General features: G+C 69.2%; 25 protein-coding genes. 18 read left to right on the plus strand and 7 right to left on the minus strand.

Features of this window, described 5'->3' with window-relative positions:
• Positions 1-3: 3 nt before the first annotated feature.
• The 12 genes from SBI67_RS11960 to SBI67_RS12015 all read left to right on the plus strand — a co-directional run bounded on the left by SBI67_RS11960 (position 4) and on the right by SBI67_RS12015 (position 11,526).
• Positions 4-198 carry a ubiquitin-like protein Pup gene (locus tag SBI67_RS11960; protein WP_266049037.1) on the plus strand — a complete coding sequence of 65 codons (195 nt, stop codon included), beginning with the start codon at positions 4-6 and terminating at the stop codon, positions 196-198.
• A complete protein-coding gene (gene prcB / locus SBI67_RS11965; RefSeq protein WP_318980768.1) occupies positions 195-1,028 on the plus strand; it encodes a proteasome subunit beta in 834 nt (277 codons plus the stop codon). Before SBI67_RS11960 ends, prcB begins: the two co-directional genes overlap by 4 nt.
• Positions 1,028-1,744 carry a proteasome subunit alpha gene (gene prcA / locus SBI67_RS11970; protein WP_318980769.1) on the plus strand — a complete coding sequence of 239 codons (717 nt, stop codon included), beginning with the start codon at positions 1,028-1,030 and terminating at the stop codon, positions 1,742-1,744. Before prcB ends, prcA begins: the two co-directional genes overlap by 1 nt.
• A gap of 180 nt (positions 1,745-1,924) precedes the next feature.
• A complete protein-coding gene (locus SBI67_RS11975; RefSeq protein ID WP_318980770.1) occupies positions 1,925-2,824 on the plus strand; it encodes a PP2C family protein-serine/threonine phosphatase in 900 nt (299 codons plus the stop codon).
• 136 nt (positions 2,825-2,960) lie between these two features.
• Positions 2,961-4,319, plus strand: coding sequence for a Pup--protein ligase (gene pafA, locus SBI67_RS11980; protein WP_318980771.1), 1,359 nt, complete (start codon positions 2,961-2,963; stop codon positions 4,317-4,319).
• A gap of 94 nt (positions 4,320-4,413) precedes the next feature.
• A complete protein-coding gene (locus SBI67_RS11985; protein ID WP_318980772.1) occupies positions 4,414-4,641 on the plus strand; it encodes a deoxyribodipyrimidine photolyase in 228 nt (75 codons plus the stop codon).
• A 54-nt stretch (positions 4,642-4,695) separates the two neighbouring features.
• Positions 4,696-5,760 carry a helix-turn-helix transcriptional regulator gene (locus SBI67_RS11990; RefSeq protein ID WP_318980773.1) on the plus strand — a complete coding sequence of 355 codons (1,065 nt, stop codon included), beginning with the start codon at positions 4,696-4,698 and terminating at the stop codon, positions 5,758-5,760.
• Positions 5,757-6,710 carry a helix-turn-helix transcriptional regulator gene (locus SBI67_RS11995; RefSeq protein ID WP_318980774.1) on the plus strand — a complete coding sequence of 318 codons (954 nt, stop codon included), beginning with the start codon at positions 5,757-5,759 and terminating at the stop codon, positions 6,708-6,710. Before SBI67_RS11990 ends, SBI67_RS11995 begins: the two co-directional genes overlap by 4 nt.
• A 30-nt stretch (positions 6,711-6,740) precedes the next feature.
• Positions 6,741-6,983, plus strand: coding sequence for a Sec-independent protein translocase subunit TatA (tatA, locus tag SBI67_RS12000; protein ID WP_024453512.1), 243 nt, complete (start codon positions 6,741-6,743; stop codon positions 6,981-6,983).
• Positions 6,984-7,038: 55 nt separating this feature from the next.
• Positions 7,039-7,989: a twin-arginine translocase subunit TatC gene (gene tatC, locus SBI67_RS12005; RefSeq protein ID WP_318980775.1), complete on the plus strand. Its 951-nt coding sequence runs from the start codon at positions 7,039-7,041 to the stop codon at positions 7,987-7,989.
• A complete protein-coding gene (locus SBI67_RS12010; protein ID WP_318980776.1) occupies positions 7,973-10,684 on the plus strand; it encodes a DEAD/DEAH box helicase in 2,712 nt (903 codons plus the stop codon). Before tatC ends, SBI67_RS12010 begins: the two co-directional genes overlap by 17 nt.
• 77 nt (positions 10,685-10,761) lie before the next feature.
• A complete protein-coding gene (locus tag SBI67_RS12015) occupies positions 10,762-11,526 on the plus strand; it encodes a DUF4333 domain-containing protein (protein WP_266049048.1) in 765 nt (254 codons plus the stop codon).
• Positions 11,527-11,602: 76 nt separating this feature from the next.
• On the opposite strand, the gene SBI67_RS12020 is transcribed toward SBI67_RS12015, so the two are convergent.
• Positions 11,603-12,568, minus strand: a complete 966-nt coding sequence (locus SBI67_RS12020; RefSeq protein WP_318980777.1) for a 5'-3' exonuclease — start codon at positions 12,566-12,568, stop codon at positions 11,603-11,605.
• A gap of 21 nt (positions 12,569-12,589) precedes the next feature.
• Here SBI67_RS12020 and SBI67_RS12025 point away from each other — a divergent pair, with 21 nt between their 5' ends.
• A complete protein-coding gene (locus SBI67_RS12025) occupies positions 12,590-12,985 on the plus strand; it encodes a VOC family protein (RefSeq protein WP_318980778.1) in 396 nt (131 codons plus the stop codon).
• 10 nt (positions 12,986-12,995) lie between these two features.
• Positions 12,996-14,168 (plus strand): M24 family metallopeptidase, encoded by a 1,173-nt coding sequence (locus SBI67_RS12030; protein WP_318980779.1) that lies wholly within the window; start codon positions 12,996-12,998, stop codon positions 14,166-14,168.
• Between the two features lie 30 nt (positions 14,169-14,198).
• Here the strand turns inward: SBI67_RS12030 and SBI67_RS12035 are convergent, their stop codons facing one another.
• A complete protein-coding gene (locus tag SBI67_RS12035; RefSeq protein WP_318980780.1) occupies positions 14,199-14,639 on the minus strand; it encodes a F420-dependent biliverdin reductase in 441 nt (146 codons plus the stop codon).
• 35 nt (positions 14,640-14,674) lie between these two features.
• Between SBI67_RS12035 and dprE2 the strand changes: the two genes are divergently transcribed.
• The 4 genes from dprE2 (at position 14,675) to SBI67_RS12055 (ending at position 18,225) form a co-directional block, all read left to right on the plus strand.
• Positions 14,675-15,454, plus strand: a complete 780-nt coding sequence (gene dprE2, locus SBI67_RS12040) for a decaprenylphospho-beta-D-erythro-pentofuranosid-2-ulose 2-reductase (RefSeq protein ID WP_318980781.1) — start codon at positions 14,675-14,677, stop codon at positions 15,452-15,454.
• A gap of 124 nt (positions 15,455-15,578) precedes the next feature.
• On the plus strand, positions 15,579-16,745 hold the full coding sequence (gene cbiE / locus SBI67_RS12045; protein ID WP_318980782.1) for a precorrin-6y C5,15-methyltransferase (decarboxylating) subunit CbiE: 1,167 nt from the start codon (positions 15,579-15,581) through the stop codon (positions 16,743-16,745).
• Positions 16,742-17,497 carry a precorrin-4 C(11)-methyltransferase gene (gene cobM, locus SBI67_RS12050; RefSeq protein WP_318980783.1) on the plus strand — a complete coding sequence of 252 codons (756 nt, stop codon included), beginning with the start codon at positions 16,742-16,744 and terminating at the stop codon, positions 17,495-17,497. Before cbiE ends, cobM begins: the two co-directional genes overlap by 4 nt.
• Positions 17,497-18,225, plus strand: coding sequence for a cobalt-precorrin-6A reductase (locus SBI67_RS12055; RefSeq protein WP_318980784.1), 729 nt, complete (start codon positions 17,497-17,499; stop codon positions 18,223-18,225). Before cobM ends, SBI67_RS12055 begins: the two co-directional genes overlap by 1 nt.
• Here the strand turns inward: SBI67_RS12055 and SBI67_RS12060 are convergent.
• From SBI67_RS12060 to SBI67_RS12080, 5 genes are read right to left on the minus strand one after another with little or no spacing between them, the layout of a single operon-like run.
• Positions 18,222-19,262: a phosphotransferase family protein gene (locus tag SBI67_RS12060; protein WP_318980785.1), complete on the minus strand. Its 1,041-nt coding sequence runs from the start codon at positions 19,260-19,262 to the stop codon at positions 18,222-18,224. The genes SBI67_RS12055 and SBI67_RS12060 overlap by 4 nt on opposite strands.
• Before the next feature lie 51 nt (positions 19,263-19,313).
• Entirely contained in the window at positions 19,314-20,828 is a 1,515-nt protein-coding gene (locus tag SBI67_RS12065; RefSeq protein WP_318980786.1) for a precorrin-2 C(20)-methyltransferase, read from the minus strand.
• Positions 20,825-21,451, minus strand: a complete 627-nt coding sequence (locus tag SBI67_RS12070; protein ID WP_318980787.1) for a precorrin-8X methylmutase — start codon at positions 21,449-21,451, stop codon at positions 20,825-20,827. The genes SBI67_RS12065 and SBI67_RS12070 overlap by 4 nt, the downstream gene beginning before the upstream one ends.
• Before the next feature lie 9 nt (positions 21,452-21,460).
• Positions 21,461-22,564, minus strand: a complete 1,104-nt coding sequence (gene cobG / locus SBI67_RS12075) for a precorrin-3B synthase (RefSeq protein ID WP_318980788.1) — start codon at positions 22,562-22,564, stop codon at positions 21,461-21,463.
• A gap of 48 nt (positions 22,565-22,612) precedes the next feature.
• Positions 22,613-23,542, minus strand: a complete 930-nt coding sequence (locus SBI67_RS12080; protein WP_318980789.1) for a TauD/TfdA dioxygenase family protein — start codon at positions 23,540-23,542, stop codon at positions 22,613-22,615.
• Between the last annotated feature and the right edge of the window lie 89 nt (positions 23,543-23,631).

Here is a 23,631-nt window from a genome sequence, read left to right on the forward strand (position 1 = left end):
GCGATGGCTCAGGAACAGACCAAGCGCGGCGGTGGTAGCGGTGACGACGACGATCTCACCGGTACGACGGCCGCCGGCCAAGAGCGTCGCGAGAAGCTGACCGAAGAGACCGACGACCTGCTCGACGAGATCGACGACGTGCTGGAAGAGAACGCGGAGGACTTCGTGCGCGCCTACGTCCAAAAGGGCGGCCAGTGACGGCCCGATTCGACCGTCTGGACCTTTCCTCACCCCATCTCAATCTGTCGTCGTTCAGCGAGTTCCTGAGCCGCCAGGCTCCGCACCTGCTGCCGACAGTGTCGGATGTGCGCAGCACTGGGGGAGCTGACCTGCCGCACGGCACCACCATCGTGGCGCTGAAATATCCGGGCGGAGTGCTCATCGCGGGTGACCGGCGGGCCACCCAGGGCAACATGATCGCCAGCCGCGATGTCGAGAAGGTGCACATCGCCGACGATTACACCGCTACCGGCATCGCGGGCACCGCGGCCATCGCCGTCGAATTCGCCCGGTTGTACGCCGTGGAGCTCGAGCACTACGAGAAGGTCGAAGGCGTACCGCTGACGTTCCGCGGCAAGGTGAACCGGCTGGCCATCATGGTGCGGGGCAATCTCGGTGCGGCCCTTCAGGGTTTCGTGGCGCTGCCGCTGCTGGTCGGCTTCGACGTCGACGATCCGGATCCGTCGAACGCGGGCCGCATCGTGTCGTTCGACGCGGCGGGCGGCTGGAATCTCGAGGAGGAGGGGTATCAGTCCGTCGGTTCCGGCTCACTGTTCGCCAAATCCTCCATCAAGAAGTTGTATTCGCAAGTGAGCGACGGTGATTCGGCATTGAAGGTGGCCATCGAGGCGCTCTATGACGCCGCCGACGACGATTCGGCCACCGGCGGACCGGATCTGGTGCGCGGCATCTATCCGACCGCGGTGCTGATCGGCGCTGAGGGCGCCGTCGAGGTCGCCGAAGAGCGGATCGCCGAGCTGGCCCGTGAGGTCATCGCCGGCCGGACCCGGGCCGGAGGCAACGCCTGATGAGCTTCCCGTATTTCATCTCGCCCGAACAGGCCATGCGTGAGCGTTCCGAGCTTGCCCGCAAGGGTATTTCGCGGGGCCGCAGTGTGGTGGTGCTTGCCTACGACAGCGGCGTGCTGTTCGTCGCCGAGAACCCGTCGCGTTCGCTGCAGAAGGTCAGCGAGCTCTACGACCGGGTCGGCTTCGCCGCGGTGGGCCGCTTCAACGAGTTCGACAAGCTGCGTGTGGCCGGAATCCAGTACGCCGACACCCGGGGCTACGCCTACGACCGGCGTGATGTGACCGGACGGCAGCTGGCCAACGTGTACGCGCAGGCGCTCGGCACCATCTTCACCGAACAGGCGAAGCCGTTCGAGGTGGAGCTGTGCGTCGCCGAGGTCGCGCATTACGGCGAGAGCAAGGCGCCCGAGCTGTACCGGATCACCTACGACGGGTCCATCGCCGACGAACCGCATTTCGTGGTCATGGGCGGCACCACCGAACCGATCGCGACGGCACTCAACGAGTCGTACACCGAGAACGCCACGTTGGCCGACGCCGTGAAGATCGCAGTCGACGCGTTACACGCCGGCGGAAACGGTACCGAGCAACGGGTTCTCGGGCCGGCCACGCTCGAGGTGGCCATCCTGGACGCCAATCGGCCCCGCCGCGCGTTCCGACGGATCACCGGTGCGGCGCTGGAGGCGTTGCTTCCGGCGGCAAGCACCGCCGAGTAGTTCGGGCATCCACACCGGTCATATCACCGGCAGGCGGCCGGTGTTGCGGTGATAATCACTGCAACCGTCGCCGTTGGAGGGAAGCGCCACCGAGATGAGTACTCCGCGTACCCGAACCTCGGTGTGGCTGCGACGGTTCTTCGGCGCCGACCCCGTCGTGCTCAGTCTCGGTGACCGGCGATGATCGTCGTCATCCCGCGCCGCGGCCGCGCCGACGGGCCGTGCACCAACTGCGGGGCGGTGATGAGCGCCGACGGCTACTGCCCGACGTGTGGGCAGTCGCGCGCCGAACCGGACCGCGACGAGGCAAGCCTCGGCGGTGTCGCGATGGTCACCGACCGCGGTGTGGAGCACGCCCGCAACGAGGACGCCGGCGCGGTCGGGATTCTGGCTCCCACCGATGCGCGACGACCGCAGGCGATCGCGGTGGTCATCTGCGACGGCGTCTCGACGTCGATCAACCCCCAGCTGGCGTCCGGCGCTGCTGCCCGAGCAGGGGTGACGGCGATGCTGGACGCACTGTCCGGTTCGCAGGACGCGGTGACCGCCATGTATGCCGGGCTGGCCGGTGCCGCTGCCGCCCCGATGGCCGGCCCCGGGATCCCCGGTTCGTGCACGTTCACCGCGGTGATCGTGCTGCCCGGCCAGGACAGTGCCGAGGTGACAGTGGGCAATGTCGGTGACAGCCGGTCCTACTGGCTACCGGATCCGCCCGCGGTGGCGCGGCAGCTCACGGTGGACGACTCGCTGGCCCAGGAGCTGATCGCCGCGGGTGCCGCGCCGCAGTCCGAAGCGGTACTTCGCGGCGCCCACACGCTGACGCACTGGCTGGGTGCCGACGCCGAGCCCACGCCGTGGACCGAGCACAGCGTGCAGACCCTCACCCTGACCGGCCCCGGCGCGTTGGTGGTCTGCAGTGACGGATTGTGGAACTACTTGCCCGAGCCCGACGCGCTGCGTGCGTACTGCACCGGCACCGACGCGGTATCGGCGGCCCGGGCACTGACCGACCATGCCTTGGATGCGGGCGGCGCCGACAACATCACGGTGGCCGTACTCCCGATCGGACCGGCGTCATGACGGCTGCGCCGCAGCATGTTTCGGTTGACGCCGACCGCAATCGTCACCATCTCGGTGGTGCGCACCGCTAGACGGGACACATGACTTGGGCTGTGTTGCCCACCTTTACTCACACCCACCCCGTAAGCTCGATTGTGTGCAGCGACGGATCATGGGTATCGAGACCGAATTTGGCGTGACCTGCACTTTTCACGGTCATCGTCGGCTCAGCCCGGACGAGGTTGCCCGCTATCTGTTCCGGCGGGTGGTGTCCTGGGGCCGCAGCTCCAACGTCTTTCTCCGCAACGGGGCCCGGTTGTACCTCGATGTGGGCTCGCACCCGGAGTACGCCACCGCGGAATGCGACAACCTCGCTCAGCTGGTCACCCACGACCGTGCGGGGGAGCGGGTGCTCGAGGATCTGCTGATCGACGCCGAGCAACGGCTGGCCGACGAGGGTATCGGCGGCGATATCTACCTGTTCAAGAACAACACCGATTCGGCGGGCAACTCCTACGGCTGCCACGAGAACTACCTGATCGTGCGGGCGGGGGAGTTCTCCCGGATCTCCGATGTGCTGCTGCCCTTCCTGGTCACCCGCCAGCTGATCTGCGGCGCGGGCAAGGTGTTGCAGACTCCGAAGGCGGCGACGTTCTGCCTGAGTCAGCGCGCCGAGCACATCTGGGAAGGCGTCTCCAGCGCGACGACCCGGTCCCGGCCCATCATCAATACCCGCGACGAGCCGCATGCCGACGCCGAGAAGTACCGCCGCCTGCACGTCATCGTCGGCGACTCGAACATGAGCGAGACCACCACCATGATCAAGGTGGGCACGGCCTCGCTGGTGCTGGAGATGATCGAGGCCGGTGTCGCCTTCCGGGACTTCTCACTGGACAACCCGATCCGGGCCATCCGTGAGGTCAGCCACGACTTGACCGGGCGTCGGCCGGTCCGGCTGGCCGGCGGCCGGCAGGCCAGCGCCCTGGACATCCAGCGCGAGTACTACGGCCGCGCCGTGGAGTATCTGCAGACCCGGGAGTCCAACCCGCAGATCGAGCAGGTCGTCGACCTGTGGGGGCGTCAGCTCGACGCGGTGGAGAGCCAGGATTTCGCCAAGGTGGACACCGAAATCGACTGGGTGATCAAACGCAAGCTGTTCCAGCGCTACCAGGACCGCTACGGCATGGAGCTGTCCGACCCGAAGATCGCCCAGCTCGACCTCGCCTATCACGACATCAAACGCGGCCGCGGGGTGTTCGACCTGTTGCAGCGCAAGGGTCTGGCCGCCCGCGTCACCACCGACGAGGAGATCGAGGCCGCGGTGAACACCCCGCCGCAGACCACCCGGGCCAAGCTGCGCGGCGAGTTCATCAGTGCCGCACAGGAAGCCGGACGGGATTTCACCGTCGACTGGGTTCACCTCAAGCTCAACGACCAGGCGCAGCGCACCGTGTTGTGCAAGGACCCGTTCCGGTCGGTCGATGAGCGGGTCAAGCGCCTGATCGCGAGCATGTGAGCTCTGCCGATTGCCTGTGAATCGTGCGGGCCGGCGTTAGCGGCTGCCAGTCGCGGGTACATCCCTTGGGTCAATCGAGGGAGAGGAGCCGGACATGCTGCACTCAGTGATCCTGGCCAGTGGTGATGTGCCGATGGCTGCGGGTTTCATCGTGCGCGGCATCAAAGGGATCTTCGTCTTGATCGGCAGCGTCATCGCCGCCATCGTCTGCGCCGTGATCGCAGGAACGAAGGGGCGCAGCGCGATCGGTTGGGGCATCCTCGGGCTGTTCTTCTCGATCCTGACCCTGATCGTGGTGATTGTGATCCCCAGCAAGAAGTAACGCGCGGGCCCGGCGGTGTCGGGTTCGGGTGGGCGCACGGCTTAAGCTCGCTCAGTGGCGACATCCAAGGTCGAGCGGCTGATGAACCTGGTCATCGCGCTGCTGGCCACCCGTAACTACCTGACCGCGGAGAAGATCCGCAGCTCGGTCGCCGGCTACGCGGACAGCCCCAGCGATGAAGCGTTCTCCCGGATGTTCGAGCGGGACAAGAACGAGTTGCGGGATCTGGGCATCCCGCTGGAGACCGGCCGGGTGTCCGCCTTCGACCCCACCGAGGGCTACCGCATCAACCGCGACGCGTACGCGCTTCCTGCCGTCCAGCTGACCACCGACGAGGCCGCCGCGGTGGCGGTGGCCACCCAGCTGTGGCAGTCGCCGGAACTGGTCACCGCGACGCAGAGCGCGGTGCTCAAACTGCGGGCCGCCGGGGTGGATGTCGACGCCGACGCCGATGTGGCGATCACCTCGACGGCGAACCTGCCTGGCCTGCGCGGCTCCGAGGAGGTGCTGCGAGTTCTGTTGTCCGCCATCGACACCGGACACGCAGTCCAGTTCGACCATCGGCCGGCGCGCAGCGAGCCGTTCCGGACCCGCACCGTCGAGCCATGGGGTGTGGTGACCCACCGGGGGCGCTGGTATCTGGTCGGGCACGACCGCGACCGCGACAACACCAGGACCTTCCGGCTGTCCCGGATCGGCAGCGTGCCGGTGCCGGTCGGCCCGCCGGGCGCGGTGCACAAGCCGGCCGGGGTGAACCTGCGCGAGTTGGTGTCGCGGGTGGTGTCGGAGGTTCCGACGGGGGAGCAGGCCCGGATTTGGATCGCCGACGGGCGGGCCACGGCGCTGCGCCGGCAGGCCACCGACACCCGGCCGCAGAGCTTCGGCGGTCGTCCCGGTGAAGTGATCACCGTCGATATCGGCATGTCCGACCGGCTGGCCAGGGAGATCGCCGGCTACGGCTGCGACGCGCTGGTGTTGGAGCCGCAGGCGCTGCGTGAGGATGTGGTGGGGCGGTTGCGTGCGCAGGCGGGGGTTGACACGAAGATGACGCCCAGCGAGAAGCCGGAGGCGGATCGCGCCATGACGCCCAGCGAGAAGCCGGAGGCGGATCGCGCATGAGCCAAGTGTCCGAGCGGCTGGTCCGGCTGCTGAACATGGTGCCGTACTTCACGGCCAATCCGAAGGTCACCCGGTCGGAGGCCGCGGCGGCCCTCGGTGTGTCGCGCAAGCAGCTCGACGCGGATATCGCGCAGCTGTGGATGTGCGGTCTGCCCGGCTACAGCCCGGGCGATCTCATCGACTTCGACTTCACCGACGACACCGTCGAGGTGACCTTCTCCGCCGGGGTGGACCGGCCGCTGCGGCTGACCTCACCCGAGGCCACCGGCATCCTGGTGGCGCTGCGCTCGCTGCTCGATGTCCCCGGCATGGTCGATCCGGAGGCCGCGCGCAGCGCGATCGCCAAGATCGAATCGGCGGCCGGGGAACAGTCATCGGTCCCCGGGGAGCACCATGACCCCACGCCGGTGGAGAGCGCCGCCGCGGCGGCGGTGCGCGCCGCGGTGCGCAGCGGGCGGGCCTTGTCGATCGAGTACCACTCGGCCTCCCACGATGCGGTGTCGGTGCGCACCGTCGACCCCATCCGGGTGGTGCTGGTCGGCGACAACAGCTATCTCGAGGCCTGGTGCCGGTCCGCCGAAGGGGTCCGCCTTTTCCGGTTCGACCGGATCGTGCGCGCCGACGTGCTGGACGAAACGGCCGCGGCACCCGAGCCGGCGGTCGCGGCCGAGCCCGACACCTCACTGTTCGACGCCGATCCGGCGCTGCCGTCGGCGACACTGCTGATCGACCGCTCGGCCGCCTGGATGTTCGACTACTACCCGCTCCGCGTGCTGCGGGAGCTGCCGGGTGGGTCGTTCGAGGCGGCCATGACCTACGCCTCGGACGCGTGGATGGCCCGCTTCGTGCTGGGCTTCGGCTCGGCGGTGCGGGTGCTGGCGCCCGAGGAACTGGCGGCCCGGGTACGTGAGTCGGCCGCGGCAGCACTGCGCGCCTACGAAGACGGGTAGACTCGGATTCAATCTTCTGGAGGTGACTGAATGGGCGGTCTTCAACCCTGGCATTGGTTGATCGTCATCGCGGTGTTCGTCCTGCTGTTCGGCGCCAAGAAACTGCCGGACGCGGCGCGGTCGCTGGGTAAGTCGATGCGGATCTTCAAGTCGGAGATCAAAGAGATGCAGGCGGAGTCGCATTCCGATTCCACCGAACCGGCCAAGCCGATCACCTCGGAGCGTGTCGACACTCCCGCGCCCGAGCAGACCTCCGACAAACGGCCGGCCTGACGCCACCGCACCTGTCCGCCGCGGCCTGATGCCGCGGCTTTAGGCGTGTCCAGATATGTCACCGAAGCCCGGACTCTTCAAGAAGCTCGACCCGCGGCAGCGCCGGGCCCGGGTCAACCCCGACGGCACGATGTCGCTCGTCGACCATCTGGCCGAACTGCGCAACCGGCTGCTGATCGCGATGGCTGCCGTCATCGTCACCACCACCGTCGGGTTCTTCTGGTACTCGCACGGGTTCTTCGGCTTCCACAGCCTCGGCGAGTGGCTGCGCGGCCCCTACTGTGCGCTGCCGCCGTCGGCGCGGGCCTCGATCTCGGCCGACGGCGCGTGCCGGCTGTTGGCCACCGCACCGTTCGACCAGTTCATGTTGCGCCTCAAGGTCGCGCTGACCGCAGGCGTGGTGCTGGCCTGCCCGGTGTGGCTGTACCAGATCTGGGCGTTCATCACCCCCGGCCTGTACAAGAAGGAACGTCGCTTCGCGATGTTGTTCGTCGGGTTCGGCGCCGCCCTGTTCGTGACCGGCGCGGTGCTGGCCTATGTGGTGCTGGCCAAGGCCCTGGACTTCCTCTTGACCGTCGGCAGCGACGTACAGGTGACCGCGCTCAACGGCGACCAGTACTTCGGCTTCCTGATCAACCTGCTGCTGGTCTTCGGCATCAGCTTCGAATTTCCGCTGCTGATCATCATGCTCAACATGATCGGGGTGCTCAGCTACGACAAGCTCAAGGCGTGGCGGCGCGGACTGATCTTCGGCTTGTTCGTCTTCGCGGCCTTCGCCACGCCGGGTTCGGATCCGTTCTCCATGCTGGCGCTGTCCTGCGCCCTGACGGTGTTGCTGGAATTCGCCATCCAGATCGCCCGCCTGCACGATCGGCAGAAGGCGCGCCGCGCGGCACTGCAGGAGGTTCCCGACGACGAGGCCGCCCCGATCGGTGCGGCCGAACCCATCGAACGGCCGACCGCAGTGTCATCGGCATCCTCACCGGTTGATGACGACGCCACCTGAGCTTGGTGCGTTCACCGCACTACTGCCCTTCGGGCTGGACGGCTTCCAGATCAAGGCGTGTACCGCCCTGGCGGCCGGGCACGGTGTGCTGGTGTGCGCGCCGACCGGTGCGGGTAAGACCGTGGTGGGCGAGTTCGCGGTGCACCTCGCGCTGGCCGCCGGGCGCAAGTGCTTCTACACCACGCCGATCAAGGCGCTGAGCAACCAGAAGCACGCCGATCTGGTGCAGCGTTACGGAGCCGAGCGCATCGGCTTGCTCACCGGTGACCAGGCGATCAACGGTGACGCACCGGTGGTGGTGATGACCACCGAGGTGCTGCGCAACATGCTCTACGCCGATTCGGCTGCCCTGCATGGCCTTTCCCATGTGGTGATGGACGAGGTGCATTTCCTGGCCGACCGGATGCGCGGCGCGGTGTGGGAGGAGGTGATCCTGCACCTGCCCGAGGAGGTCCGGCTGGTCAGCCTGTCGGCAACGGTGAGCAATGCCGAGGAGTTCGGCGGTTGGATCCAGACCGTCCGCGGTGACACCACCGTCGTGGTCGACGAGCACCGCCCGGTACCGCTGTCGCAGCACATGATGGTCGGTAAACGCTTGTTCGACCTCTTCGAGGGCACCGACCACACGCTGGTGGCGCCGGAACTGCTCCGGCATATCGCCCACCGACGCGAGGCCGACCGGCTGACCGACTGGCAGCCGCGGGGCCGCGGACGACAGAACACCCGGCCGAGCCTCAGCCGGATGCCGACCCGCCCGGAGGTGATCGGCACCCTGGACGCCGAAGGCCTGCTCCCGGCGATCACGTTCGTCTTCTCCCGGGCCGGCTGCGACGCCGCGGTGAAGCAGTGCCTGCGTTCCTCGCTGCGCCTCACCGACGAGGGGCAGCGGGCCCGGATCGCCGCGGTCGTCGACCGCCGGTGCGCCGACCTGGCCGAATCCGATCTGGTGGTGTTGGGCTATCACGAGTGGCGCGAGGGGCTGCTGCGGGGTTTGGCCGCCCACCATGCCGGCATGCTGCCGGTGTTCCGGCACACCGTCGAGGAGTTGTTCACCGCGGGTTTGATCAAAGCGGTGTTCGCTACCGAGACACTGGCTTTGGGTATCAACATGCCGGCTCGCACGGTGGTGCTGGAACGCCTGGTGAAGTACAACGGTGAGCAGCACGCGCCGCTGACACCGGGGGAGTACACGCAGCTGACCGGGCGGGCCGGGCGCCGGGGGATCGACGTCGAGGGCCACGCCGTGGTGCTGTGGGATCCGCGCGACAGTGCCGCCGAACCCGCCGAGGTCGCCGGCTTGGCGTCGACCCGCACATTCCCGCTCAAGAGCTCGTTCACCCCGTCGTACAACATGACGATCAACCTGGTGAGCCAGCTCGGCCCGGTGCAGGGGCGTGCGTTGCTGGAACGTTCCTTCGCGCAGTACCAGGCCGACCGCTCGGTGGTCGGGCTGGTCCGCGGTATCGCCCGCGGCGAGAAGATGATGGCCGATATCGCCAAGGAATTGGGCGACGACGAGGTGCTGGAGTACGCCCGGCTGCGGGCCGACATCTCGGCCAGGGAGCGCGCCCAGTCCAGGGCGTCGCGGCTGCAACGCCGCAAGGCGGCCGACGACGCGCTGGCCGAATTGCGCCGCGGCGACATCATCACCATCAGCCAGGGCCGCCGCGGTGGCCTGGCCGTCGTGCTCGAGCCTGCCCAGGACGCCGACGACCCGCGACCGCTCATCCTCACCGAACACCGTTGGGCGGGCCGGATCTCGTCGGCCGACTACTCGGGAGCCTCGGCGCCGCTGGGATCGATGAGCCTGCCCAAACGCGTCGAACACCGCCAGCCCCGGGTGCGGCGCGATCTGGCGTCGGCACTGCGGTCGGCAGCGGCCGGGCTGCGCGTGCCGTCGAGCAAGCGCGGCCCGGCCGGTGACCGCGATGTCGATCCCGAATTGGCTGCCCTGCGTGACCAACTGCGCCGCCACCCGGTCCATGCGGCGCCGGATCGCGAAGAGCGGGTGCGGGTGGCCGAACGATACCTGCGCATCGAACGCGACAACGCTGCGCTGCAACAGAAGGTGTCGGCGGCGACGAACTCCTTGGCCCGTACCTTCGACCGCATCCTGGTACTGCTCACCGAGCGCGGATTCATCGAGGGCCGCGGAGCGGCGACCACGGTCACCGACGACGGCCGATTGCTGGCCCGGATCTACAGCGAGAGCGACCTTTTGGTGGCCGAATGCCTGCGCACGGGCACCTGGAACGGGCTGGATGCCGCCGAACTGGCCGCGGTGCTCTCGTCGGTGCTGTTCGAGACCCGCGGTGACGGCCCGTCGCCGCAGGGGTTCGACGTCCCGACGGCGGCCCTGCGCCGCGCCTTGACCAGCACCCGGCGCATCTCCTCGGAGCTGCGCGCCGACGAGACCCGCCACCGCATCGCCCCCAGCCGGGACACCGACGACGGTTTCGTCACCGCCATCTACCGGTGGGCCACCACCGGCGACCTGACCGCCGCACTGCTGGCTTCCGATGTCAACGGCAACGGATCACCGCTGTCCGCAGGCGATTTCGTGCGGTGGTGCCGGCAAGTGCTCGACCTTCTCGACCAGGTCCGCAACGCCGCGCCCGATGCCACCCTGCGCGGCACCGCCAAGCGTGCGATCACCGCGATTCGCCGCGGTGTGGTGGACATCGACACCGCATAGCGGCGACATAACGGTTCCGCCTGCTCACCGACCCGAAACGGTACTGTGTTGCCAACGGACCTCAACCAAGGAGAGACATGAGCGGACCGCAGGGATCTGACCCCACGCAGGCGTGGCCGGGTCAGCCGCCGCAGTCCGGCGGAGCACAGCCGCCGAGCGAGCAACAAGCTTGGCAGCCGCCGTCCACGCCCGAGCAGCAGCCCACCACCGAGGCACCGGCCTGGCAACCGCCGGCCTATCAGACCCCGCAGTACCCCCAGTACCAGCAGCCGGTCCCGCCGCAATACAACCCGCAGCAGTATCCGCCGCAGCCCGACCAGTACGGACAGCCCACGGCCTACGCCCCGCAGGGCTACCCGCAGTACGGCCCGCCCCCCGGACAGCCGCAGCAGTATGACCCGGCGGCGCAGCAGTACGGGCAGCCCCAGCAGTACGGTCAGCCCGGTCCGTACGACCAGCAGTACTCGCCGTACGGCGGCCCGGTCCCGGCCGAGGAGGGCTCCAAGAAGTCCCTCGCGGTGATCGGTGGGGTCGTCGGTCTGCTCGCCGCGATCATCGTCGCGGCGGTGCTGGTCCTCGGCTTCTGGAAGCCGGGCTGGTTCGTCACCACCAAGCTCGACGTCAATGCGGCCCAGACCGGTGTGCAGCAGATCCTGACCGACGAGGCCAATGGGTACGGGGCCAAGAACGTCAAGGACGTCACCTGCAATGACGGCAACAGCCCGACGGTCAAGAAGGGCGAGAGCTTCGAATGCGTCGTCAGCATCGACGGCACCAAGCGTCAGGTCACGGTGACCTTCCAGGACGACAAGGGCACCTACGAGGTCGGCAGGCCCAAGTAGGCCCGCACCGCCCGCGAACCGTCGCAGACTCCCGCATTTCCGCCGTGGAATGCGGGAGTTTGTGTCTGTTCGGGGGTTACAACCTGTCCAGCGCCTTCTGCAGCCGTCCGATCGACGATGTCACCCCGAACTCGCCGGCCAGCTCGGCCACCCGGGCCGGGTCGGCCGCCGCGAGCGGCAGCGTGTCGGTCGGGGTCGACATCGTCACCGCCGCGTCGGTGGCGACCCGCACCACGGGCTCGGCCGCCGCGATGTAGTCCGCGGCCGCCAGCAGCTTCTTGCGCGCGGCCGCCGGCAGCGGCGAGCGCGGATCGGTCGCAGCATCCAGGATCGCTGTCAGCGAGCCGTATTGCGCCAACAGGGTCGCGGCGGTCTTCTCCCCGATGCCGGCCACCCCGGGCAACCCGTCGGAGGCGTCGCCACGCAGCAGCGCCAGCTCGGCATATGCCGGTCCGGCCCGGTCGATCGGCACACCGTAGGTGTCGGCGACCTCGGTCGGTCCGAACAGGGTGGCCTTGGCAAGCCCGCGTCCGATGTAGAACACCCGCACCGGGACCGGATCGTCGCCGACCAGTTGCAACAGGTCGCGATCACCGCTGACCACGATCACCGGGTCGCGCCGTTCCCGCGCGGCCAGCGTGCCCAGCACGTCATCTGCCTCGTACCCGGCGGCGCCCGCGGTGGCGATCCCGAAGGCGTCCAGCATCGCCATGATCATGTCGACCTGCGGCGTGAGTTCGTCGGGCACCTCCTCGATATCCGGGGTGCCCGTCGGCGCCTCCTGCGCGACCCGGTGCGCCTTGTACGACGGAATCAGCTCGACCCGCCACTGCGGCCGCCAATCGTCGTCACGGCACACCACCAGGCGCCGCGGCCGGTGCGCGGTGACCAGGGCGGCGATGTTGTCGATGAAGCCGCGCAAAGCGTTCACCGGCCGGCCATCCGGTGCGGTGATCGAGGACGGCACCCCGAAGAACGAACGGAACCACATGCTGGCGCCGTCGAGCAGCAGGACCGGGCCGGGATTCTCGTCGTGCAGCACGGCCTGACAGTAGCGTGAGGCATGACCTTCACCGTCGATCGCATCGACCACGTCGTGCTCAATTGCCACGACGCCGCCACCACCGTCGACTGGTACGTCCGGGTGCTGGGCATGCGCCGGGAGGAGTTCGGCGACGGCCGGATCGCGCTGCTGTTCGGTGGGCAGAAGCTCAACGTGCGCCCCACCGGTTCGCCCAACTGGGCGACCGCGGACGCCGATGTGCCCGGCTCGCTGGACCTCTGTTTCATCGCCGACGCCGACGCCGCCGAGATCGGTGCGCACCTGCGCTCCTGCGGCGTCGAGATCACCGCCGGACCGGTCGCCAAGACCGGCGCGCTCGGGCTGATGACGTCACACTACTGCCGCGACCCGGAGGGCAACCTGGTCGAGGTCGCCACCTATCGGGTCGCCCACTAACCTCGACGGCATGCACTCCAGCCGCTTCAGCACCGACGTGTACGCCCAACGGCTTCGGACCGCCGCGGCCGGTGCCGCCGACGCCGGCCTGGCCGGGCTGGTCATCACCCCCGGCTATGACCTGCGGTATCTGGTCGGCTCGCGCGCGCAGACGTTCGAGCGGCTCACCGCGCTGGTGCTGCCCGCCGATGGGTCGGTGCCGACGATCGTGGTGCCGCGCCTGGAACTGGCGTCGCTCAAGGATTCGGCCGTGCCGGATCTGGGTGTGACGGTGCGGGATTGGGTCGACGGGGACAACCCGTACCAGCTGGTGGCCGACGCGTTGCCGGATGGGCGGCTCGCCGCCGTGCAGGATGGGCGGCTCGCCGCCGTGCCGGATGGGCGGCTCGCCGCCGTCACCGACTCCATGCCCGCCCTGCACCTGCTGCCGCTGGCCGACCTGCTGGGCACCGTGCCCGTGCTGGCAACCGATGTGCTGCGCCGACAGCGGATGATCAAGGACGAGGCCGAGATCGACGCGCTGCGCAAGGCCGGCGCGGCCATCGACCGGGTGCACGCCCGGGTTCCGGAGTTCCTGGTGCCGGGCCGCACCGAGGCCGACGTCGCCGCCGACATCGCCGAAGCCATTGTCGCCGAAGGTCATTCGGAGGCGGCATTCATCATCGTGGGGTCCGGTCCCAACGGTGCGGATCCGCACCATGAGTGCTCCAACCGAGAGCTGCGCGCGGGCGACATCGTCGTCGTGGACATCGGCGGCCCGTACGAGCCCGGCTACAACTCCGATTCGACTCGCACCTACAGCCTCGGCGATCCGGAGCCGGAAGTGGCCCGGCAGTACGCGGTGCTCCAGCGGGCACAGGCCGAGGCCGTCGCGGCGATCCGGCCCGGGATGACCGCGGCGGCCGTCGATGCGGTGGCGCGCGACGTGCTGGCCGGCGAGGGGCTGGCCGAGGTGTTCGTCCATCGCACCGGGCACGGCATCGGCCTGTCGGTGCACGAGGAGCCCTACATCGTCGCGGGTAACGACCTGACGTTGGAACCCGGAATGGCCTTTTCGGTGGAGCCCGGAATCTACTTCCCGGGCCATTGGGGTGCCCGCATCGAGGACATCGTGGTGGTCACCGACCACGGGGCCGAGTCGGTGAACAACCGCCCGCACGAGCTGATCGTGGTGCCCGTCTGATCGACGTCACGGGCGCCGGCCGCCGATGATCTAGTCGGTGTCGGTGTCGGTGTCGCCGCGGTCCAGCAGACTCGAGGATCCCAGCACGCGTTGCACCCGCACCTCGATGACCACCCGGCGCGGATTCACCCGCGGGGTGCGGTAGCGCTGTGCGTAGCGCAGCTCGGCGTCGCGGACATCGTCGGGATCGGCGCTGACGGTGGAGGTGCCCTCCAGGGACAACCAGCGGGCACCGTCGACCTGGCTGAGCACGGCGACACCGCGCTCGGCGGCGTTGACGGCCTTCTGTGAGCCGCCCGTGGTGATGACGCGCGCGATATGGGTCTTGGGATCGAACGTGAAGCCGACGGCCACGACGTGCGGTGAATTGTCGCCCCGCAGGGTGGTCAGCATGGCCAGATGCCGCTCGGTCAGAAACGCCAGCGCATCGTTGGTCAGTCGCGTCGTCGCCTTGCGACCGGAAGTAGCCATCGGGGTCCACGCTAGCGCAGGCCATAATCGCTGCCATGAAGGACACACCGGCGGGGGACAGCGAAGCGAAGGAGATCACCTCGGGTCCCGTCGTGATCTTCGGCGGCCGCAGCGAGATCGGCCTGGAGCTGGCCAAGCGGCTGGCTTCCGGGAACCCCGTGGTGCTGGCCGCGCGGCGCGCCGACGACCTCGGCGACCAGGTCGCCGCGGTGAAAGCGGCCGGCGCCACCGCCGTGTCGGTTCACGAGTTCGATGCCGACGACACCGCCGCGCATCCGGCGTTGGTCGCGGCGATCGAGGCCGAGGTCGGTCCGATCGGCACGGCCGTGTTGGCGTTCGGTGTGCTCGGAGACCAGCAGCGCGCCGAGGCAGATCCGGCGCACGCGGTGGCCGTCGTGCACACCGATTACGTGGCCCAGGTCAGCCTCTTGACCGTGCTGGCTTCGACGATGCGGGCCCGCGGGAGTGGACGGCTGGTGGTGTTCTCGTCGATCGCCGGGGCCAGGGTGCGCCGCGCCAACTACGTCTACGGCTCGGCCAAGGCCGGGCTGGATGGGTTCGCCAGCGGCCTGGCTGACGCGTTGCACGGCACCGGCGTCCACGTGCTCATCGTGCGTCCCGGATTCGTGATCGGTCAGATGACCGCGGGCATGGAGCCTGCGCCCCTGGCAAGCACGCCCGGGCAGGTCGCCGAGGCGACCGCGCGGGCGTTGGCTCGAGGTAAGGACGCGGTGTGGGTGCCGGGGGCGATCCGGCTGTTGATCGTGGCGACCCGGCTGGTACCGCGGGCGATCTGGCGGAGGTTGCGGCGATGAGCGCCCGCGCGAAGAGCAGAGGACACCGATGAGCGCTCGAGCGAAGAGCAGAGGACACCGATGAGCGCCCGCGCGAAGAGCAGAGGACACCGATGAGCGCCCGCGCGAAGAGCAGAGGGTACAGATGAAGGTTGTTGTCGTCGGCATCGGCGCCGACGGGATGGCCGGCCTGCCTCCGGCATCCGCCGCCGAATTACGAAGGGCTACCGTCATTTACGGTGCACCGCGGCAGTTAAGGTTGCTGGACGACAGCATCACCGCACAACGCCGGGAGTGGCCGTCGCCGATGCTGCCCGCGCTGCCGACCCTGTTCGACGGACTCGACACCGTGCACGTGGTGGCCTCCGGGGACCCGATGCTGCACGGGATCGGCGCCACCCTGATCCGGGTGTTCGGTGCTGCCGCGGTCCGGGTGCTGCCACATGTGTCCTCGGTGACGCTGGCGTGTGCGCGGCTGGGCTGGTCCGTGCAGGACACCGAGGTGATCAGCCTGGTCACGGCCGACCCCGCCACCGCGGTGCGCCGGGGCGGGCGGGCGGTGGTGCTCAGCCGCGACGGTGCCACGCCCGCGACGCTGGCCCGCCTGCTCACCGAAACGGGCCGCGGCGCATCGGAATTCACGGTACTGGAACAGCTCGGCGGCCCGCATGAGCGGGTACGGCACGGTCTGGCCGAGCAGTTCCAGGACACCGTCGACGATCTCAACGTGATCGCGGTGCGCTACCTGCCCGACGACCGGCGCTTTCACACCCTTCCGGACAGTCAGCTGGCGCACGACGGGCAGATCACCAAGCAGGGCATCCGCGCGGTCACGCTGGCCGCGCTCGGCCCGCGGCCGGGCGAGCTGTTGTGGGATGTCGGCTCCGGCTCGGGCAGCATCGCGGTGGAGTGGTGCCGCAGCGGGCCCGGCCTGCGGGCGGTGGCGTTCGAGCGGGACCCGCAGCGCCGGGACCGCATCGCCGCCAACGCACGCGCCTTCGGCGTCGACCTCGACGTCCGCGGTGCGGCGCCGGACGAGTTCGACGGCGCACCGGCCCCGTCGGCGGTTTTCGTCGGCGGCGGTATCACCACCCCGCACCTGCTCGACCGGTGCTTCCAACATTTGGCACCGGGTGGTCGCCTGGTGGCCAACGTGGTCACGGCGGAATCAGAAGCCGTTGTCATCCAGTGGTATTCGACGTTAGGCGGACAGTTGCACCGGTTCCAGCACTACCGCGGTGAGCCCGTGGGCGGGTTCACCGGATTCCGACCGGCCTACCCGGTCACCCAGTGGTCGGTGAGCAAGCCGTGACGGTCTACTTCATCGGCGCCGGCCCCGGTGCGGCCGATCTGATCACCGTGCGCGGCCAACGCCTGCTGCAGAACTGCCCGGTGTGTCTGTACGCCGGCTCGATCATGCCGACCGATCTACTCGAATACTGTGCGCCGGGCACCCGGATCGTCGATACCGGCCCGCTGACGCTGGCCCAGATCATCGACGAATTGGTGGCTGCCGACCGCGCAGGACTGGATGTCGCGCGTCTGCATTCGGGCGATCCGTCGATCTACAGTGCGCTCGCCGAGCAGTGCCGGCATCTGGACTCCCAGGGTGTCGAGTACGAAATCGTGCCCGGTGTACCGGCTTTCGCGGCCGCGGCGGCGGCGCTGGGGCGTGAGCTGACCGTCCCGGGCGTGTCGCAGACGGTCACTCTGACGCGGGTGGCGACGCTGTCGACGGCGATGCCGCCGGGCGAGGACCTGCGCACGCTCTCGGCACCCGGGGCCACGCTGGCGCTGCATCTGGCGGCGGCGCAGATCGACACCGTCGTCGCCGACCTCACCGCGGGCGGGTATACCGCCGACACTCCGTGTGCGGTGGTGGCATACGCCAGCTGGCCGACCCAGCAGGTGCTGCGCAGCACGCTGGGGGAGATCGCCGGACACCTGCGCGACGCGGGGATCACCAAGACCGCGGTCATTTTCGTCGGCGACGTGTTGGCCGCGGAGGGGTTCGCCGACAGTTACCTGTATTCGGCGGGACGTCGGCGCGGGAGCCGGCACTAGTGCGGGTGCTCATCCTGGGCGGCACCGGGGAGGCCCGGGCGTTGGCCGCCGCGCTGCACCCGCGCGTGCAGGTGATCAGTTCGCTGGCCGGTCGAGTCCCGGATCCGGCGCTGCCGGTGGGCGAGGTGCGGATCGGCGGCTTCGGCGGCACCGCCGGGCTGGTGGGTTGGCTGGCCGAGCATCGCGTCGACGCCGTGGTCGACGCCACCCATCCCTTCGCCGCGACCATCACCGCGCACGGTGCGCAGGCGTGCGCCGAGATCGGTGTGCCGCACCTGGTGCTGGCCCGTCCGGCGTGGCCGACCGGGGGAGCCATCGTGGTCGGTTCGGACGCCGATGCCGCGAGAACGGTTACCCAACGAGGCTTTTCGAGGGTGTTCCTGACGACGGGGCGATCCGGCACCGCGGCATTCGCCGGGGTGAACGCGTGGTTCCTGATCCGGGCCGTCACCGCACCGGAGCCCGCGACGCTGCCGCCCGAGCATCGGCTGCTGCTGTCCCGCGGACCCTACGACTATGACGGCGAGCTCGCGTTGCTGCGCGATTACCGGATCGATGCATTGGTCACCAAGAACAGTGGTGGTGCCATGACCGAGGCCAAGATCCGAGCAGCCGAGTCCGCGGATATCGCGATCGTCATGGTGGACCGGCCCGCCCTGCCCGCCGGGGTGCAGACCGTAGCCGCCGTCGACGAGGCGGTGGCCTGGCTGGCGGGGCTGTCGGCCTAGATCAACGCTAGAGTGTCGAGCTCGCGGATGGCCGCGCAGGAGCGCTTGGCCATCGTGAGCATCATCTCGTCGCCGCGGTCGGTCGCGGCGGCGAACGCGGTGCCGAAGGCGATGATCAGCGGAGCCTGCAGCATGCCCAAACGGTAATCGCGCCAACAGGTGTCGCGGTCGTATCCGCCGACGCCGAGGGTCACCAGCTCGGCATGGTAGGCGTCCACCAGCTGCGCCTCGGCCTGTGCGCGCACGTCGGGGTCCAGACTGGTGGCGGCGAAGTAGGCCAGGTCCCTGGCGGGCAGACCCGACCCCAGCGTCTGCCAGTCCACGATGGTGACCGCGGTGTGATCGGGATCGAACAGCATGTTGTCCAGCCGGTAGTCGCCGTGCAACAGCGCGAACCGTTCGGGCTCGGCCAGCAGCCACGGCGTCACCACGCTCAGCGCCGCCTCCATCGTCTCCCGGTCGAGGTCGCTCATCCGCGGGCCCAGCTTCTCCATGGTGATCCCGCTGGCCATCTTGGCGACCTCACCCATCCCGGCGGCCGTCGCGCTGTCCGGTCGGGGCATCGCGATGCCGGGGAAGTCCGTCCATTTCGGGTCGCACCAGCCGGGTGCGTGCAGCCCGGCGAGCGCCCGCGCGGCCAGCAGTGCGTCCCCGGCCGTGCATCCCGCGATCTGGTCGCCCTGTTGCGCCGGCGCCAAATCGGCCAGCAGCAGCACGAATTCGGCGCCGTCGTCTTCGATCTCGCAGCAGTAACTCTGCGGCACCGGCACCGAGACCAGGTCGGCGATGTCGTTGTAGAAGGCGTGTTCGGACCGATAGCCGATCGCCACGCGGTCGCGCACGGTGTCGTCCTGGGACGGCAGCTTGACCGCGAAGCTGGCAGGCAATCCTGGCTCGTCGGTGTACTCGACGGTCAACCGATAGGTCGCACCGGTTTGACCGGTCCCGATCGGCGTCACCCGCACCGCCCGGACTTCGGCTCCCAGGACACTGGTCAGCCAGTCCGCCGTCACGTCGCCGGGTGTCCGCGGGATCATGCGCGGACCCTAAACGGGCTACTGACGCGTGTCAACGATTGTCGACGAGCGTCAGCCGGGGTAGTAGCGCGGCGTGAACACCCGGTCACCGTGCCACTGCGTCTGCGACGAGCCGATGATCAACATGCAGCGCATGTCGATCTCGGCGGGATCGAGTTGCCCCAGCGTCACCACCCGCACGTTCTCCTGCGGACCGGCGACATCCCGGCCGATCACCACCGGCGTCGCCGGATCGCGGTGTTCGAGCAGCAGCTCCTTCATCGCACCGACCTGCCAGGTGCGCGTCTTGGACGCCGGGTTGTACACGGCAATGGCCATGTCGGCCGCCGCGGCCGCGCTGATCCGCTTGGCGATGATGTCCCACGGCTTGAGCCGATCCGACAGCGAGATCACCGCGTAGTCGTGTCCCAGCGGCGCGCCGACCCGGCTGGCGACCGCCTGCGCGGCCGTCATCGCCGGGATGACCCGTACCGGTACGTCGGGCCACGCCTTGGCTTCCTCCAACACGGCGGTGGCCATGGCGAAGACGCCGGGGTCACCGGAGGAGACCACCACCACGGACTTGCCCTGCTGGGCCAGCTCGCAGGCGAGTCGGGCCCGGGCCGGTTCGTCGGTGTTGTCGCTGGGATGGCGGGTCTGTCCGGTGCGCACGCCGACTCGGTCCAGATACGGGAAATACCCGATGAGATCGGTGGCCTTGGCCAGTTCGCGGCGAGTCTGGGGGGTGATCCAGTCGAGGTCGCCGGGGCCGAGCCCGACCACCGCGACGCTGCCTTTCGGGGCGAGCGAAGCGACGGGGGATTGACCCGGGGCGAGCGAAGAACCACCGTGCCGCGGCTGGGCCGCTTCCCCGGGCAGCATGACGATGGAGAAGTACGGCACCGAGGCGTCGTCGACCTCACCGGCACCGAGCACCCGCTGCTGGTCGGTGCTGGCACGTTCCACGTAGAAGGCCCGATCAAGGCTATTGGTGTCCGAAAGCGCTTGGCGCACTTCGGGGTACGACTTGCCCAACTTCATGATCACGGCGGCGTCGGTGTCGGCCAGCCGCCGGGTCAGTTCGGCGGCCGGCAAGGTTCCGGGCAGGATGGTCAGCACCTCGTCGCCCTGCACCAGCGGGGTGCCGGTGGCCGCCGACGCCGCGCTCACCGATGTCACGCCGGGCACGATCACGGCGTCGAACCGCTCGGTGAGCCGGTTGTGCATGTGCATATAGGAGCTGTAGAACAGCGGATCGCCCTCGGCGAGCAGGGCGACGTCGCGCCCGGCATCCAGGTGGACGGCGATCCGGTCGGCCGCCTCGGTGTAGAAATCCTCCATCGCCCCGACATAGCCGCCCGGATGTTCGGTGGTCTCGGTAGTAACCGGGTAGACGAGATGTTCCTCCAGCTGGCCCTCACGCAGGTACGGCGCGGCGATGCGGCGCGCGATGCTGCGGCCGTGCCGGGCACTGTGATAGGCCACCACGTCGGCAGCCGCGATCAGCCGCGCCGCCTTGACGGTGACCAGTTCCGGGTCGCCGGGGCCCAGGCCCACGCCGTACAGAGTTCCTTTGCCGGTGCTCATTCGTGTTCACTCGCAATCGCATTCACCGCCGCGGCGGCCATGGCGCTACCGCCCCGGCGGCCCGTCACCACCAGATAGGACATCCCGCGCGGGCGGGCGATCAGCTCGTCCTTGGACTGCGCAGAGCCGACGAACCCGACCGGTCCGCCGAGCACCGCCGCAGGCACCGGGGCGCCCTCGTCGATGAGCTCGAGCAGTCGGAACAGCGCCGTCGGCGCGTTGCCGATCGCCAGAACGGCGCCGTCGAGGCGGTCGGCCCACAGGTCGACGGCGGCCGCGGACCGGGTGCTGCCCAGGGTGGCGGCAAGTTCCGGCGCGCGCGGGTCCGCGACCAGCGACACCACCTCGTTGTCGGCGGGCAGCCGGGACCGGGTGATCCCCGCGGCCACCATCGAGGAGTCGCACAGGATGGGCGCACCGGAGGCCAGCGCAGCGTGGGCGCGGGACACGACATCCGGGCTGAAGGCCACATGCTCACCGAGATCGACCTGGCCGCAGGTGTGGATCAGGCGGACAACCACGCGGGCGACGTCCGAGGGGAACCGGGTGAGGTCGGCTTCGGCGCGGATGGTCGCGAAGGATTGCCGGTAGATCTCCGCTGCGTCGCGGACATAGTCGAGCACCAGATCACCCTACGGGTGGCGGGCCTGGTAGCCGTTCCCGGTGGCCACCAGCACCTCGGCGCCCGCCGGGCTGCCGCAAGCCCGTGGGCAGCCAACGAAATGCCGATGGACTCCGGGCGCCCCGTCGTGCAGCGCCGCCGCGGCGTCCAACCGGACATCGGCGAGAGATTTGTCACATCCCGGCCGGCCGGTGCAGGCACTGACCCGCAGCCACGGCGAGTTCTCGTCGAACACCAGACCCAGCGGAGCCAGCACCCGCAGCGCCGTGTCGGCCACGCCTTCGTCGAGATCGCAGACCAGCACCGACCGCCACGGCGTGATGAGCAGCGGCGCCTCGATGGCGGCCAGATACTCGGCCACCCTGGCCCCCAGCACGCCGAGCGGCACCACGGCACCGAGGCTGATTTCCCCGTCGTCCTGGGTGATCCAGCCGACCGGCGGGATCGAAGCAGCCGGGTACAGCGGTCCCGCCGCGGCGCCGTCGAGCAGCACGGTGGGGTCGGGCAGTTCGCTCACCCGCCACGCGGTGCCCCTGATCTGGACGAACCGGCGGGCCACCGAGAGCAGCGTCCCCACCGTCGCGGCAGGCGTGATGCGTACCCCGCTGTCCCGACCGGCCAGGATCACCGCGAAGTCGTCGGCCCCGACAGCGTGCACACCGACGTCGGGGCCCAGCCCGGCCACATCGCCACGACCGTCGTCGAGGGCGAACAGGAAGCGGCCCGGCAATGCGGCCAATTCGGGCGAGCCGCAGAGCGCCGCATCCAATTCGGCAACCAGCGACCGGATGTCGGCGCGGCCCCCAGTTCGGCCGGACAGCGGTGAGGCCACGATGTTGCGGACCCGCTCATGGGTGGGCGAGGGCAGCAACCCGGCTGCGGCGACGGCCCGCGCCACCGCGTCGGTATCGGTGATGGCGCGGATCTGCAGATTGCCGCGTGACGTGAGTTCCATTGCCGGCGAGGCAAACTGATCGGCGGTCTGCGCCAGCGCGGTGAGCTGCGCCGCGGTGATCACCCCGCCGGGCAACCGGACGCGGATCAGCGCACCGTCGGCGGCCCGGTGCACTTGTAGCGCGCCGGGGCACGCGTCGTCGTCACGGACCCTGCTCATGTCCCTACCGTACGGCCCGCACGCAAGTGCCGGCGCGGGAGAACAGCCTCAGCCGGCCAGCGGGATCGGCGTCACCACCGCGGAGTACCGCGACGCGTCCCCGGCCACCACCCGACTGGGCCGTCCGTGCACGTCGATCGGGACATCGCCGGCCAGCGTCACCCTGCTCAAATAGCGGAACTGATCGTCGTAATCGGCGACGGCGTAGTGCTGGGTCGCCCGGTTGTCCCAGATGGCCAGGTCGCCCGGCGCCCAGGTCCACCGAACGGTGTTCTCCAGCTTGGTGACTCGCGCCTGCAGCAGCCTGAACAGGGTTGCCGACTCGGTGGTGCCCAGCTCGAGGAACCGCTTGACGAAGTGTCCGAGCAGCAACACCCGCGCACCGGTCTCCGGATGCACCCGGACCACGGGATGCTCGGTCTCGAAGTAGTCGGAGACAAATTCCGCTCGGTACTCGCGGGTGTTGTCCGACAACTGCTCCAGATCGGCCGCGACATCAGAGGCGTAGTCGTGCTGGTTGGTGTGCACCGCCCACAGGTTGTCCGCCAGCGCCCGCAGCGGGGCCGGCAACTGTTCGTAGGCCGCCTGGGTGTTCGCCCAGACGGTGGTGCCGCCGTACTCGGGCAGGGTCACCGCGCGCAGCAGCGATGCCTTGGGGATCCGGTCGACGAACGTGACGTCGGTGTGCCAACTGTTCGCCTTGTCGTAACGCGAGTCGATCGGCAGGATGTGCGCGCCGCGGGAGGTGACGGTCGGATGCGCACCGGTCGGGGTGCCGAGCAAGCCGGCGAATGCGAGCTGGCCGGCGTCGTCGAGGTGGGCCTGGTCGCGGAAGAAGATCACCTTGTGGGTCAGCAAGGCGTCGTTGATCAGCGCGACGGTGTCGGCGTCCAGATCGGCGGACAACCGGACGCCCTCCACACGCGCACCGATATGGGCGCCCAATTTCGTGACGGTGATCGAATTGCGGGGACTCATGCCTTTATTGCGCCAGTGCGCGGCACGCGGGTAAACGGTTTGGCTTCGCGCGATCCTAACGACGATCGGTACCGAACAGCAGTTCAGCG

Origin of the sequence: Mycolicibacterium chengduense (assembly GCF_033741155.1) — a bacterium.
Lineage (GTDB): Bacteria > Actinomycetota > Actinomycetes > Mycobacteriales > Mycobacteriaceae > Mycobacterium.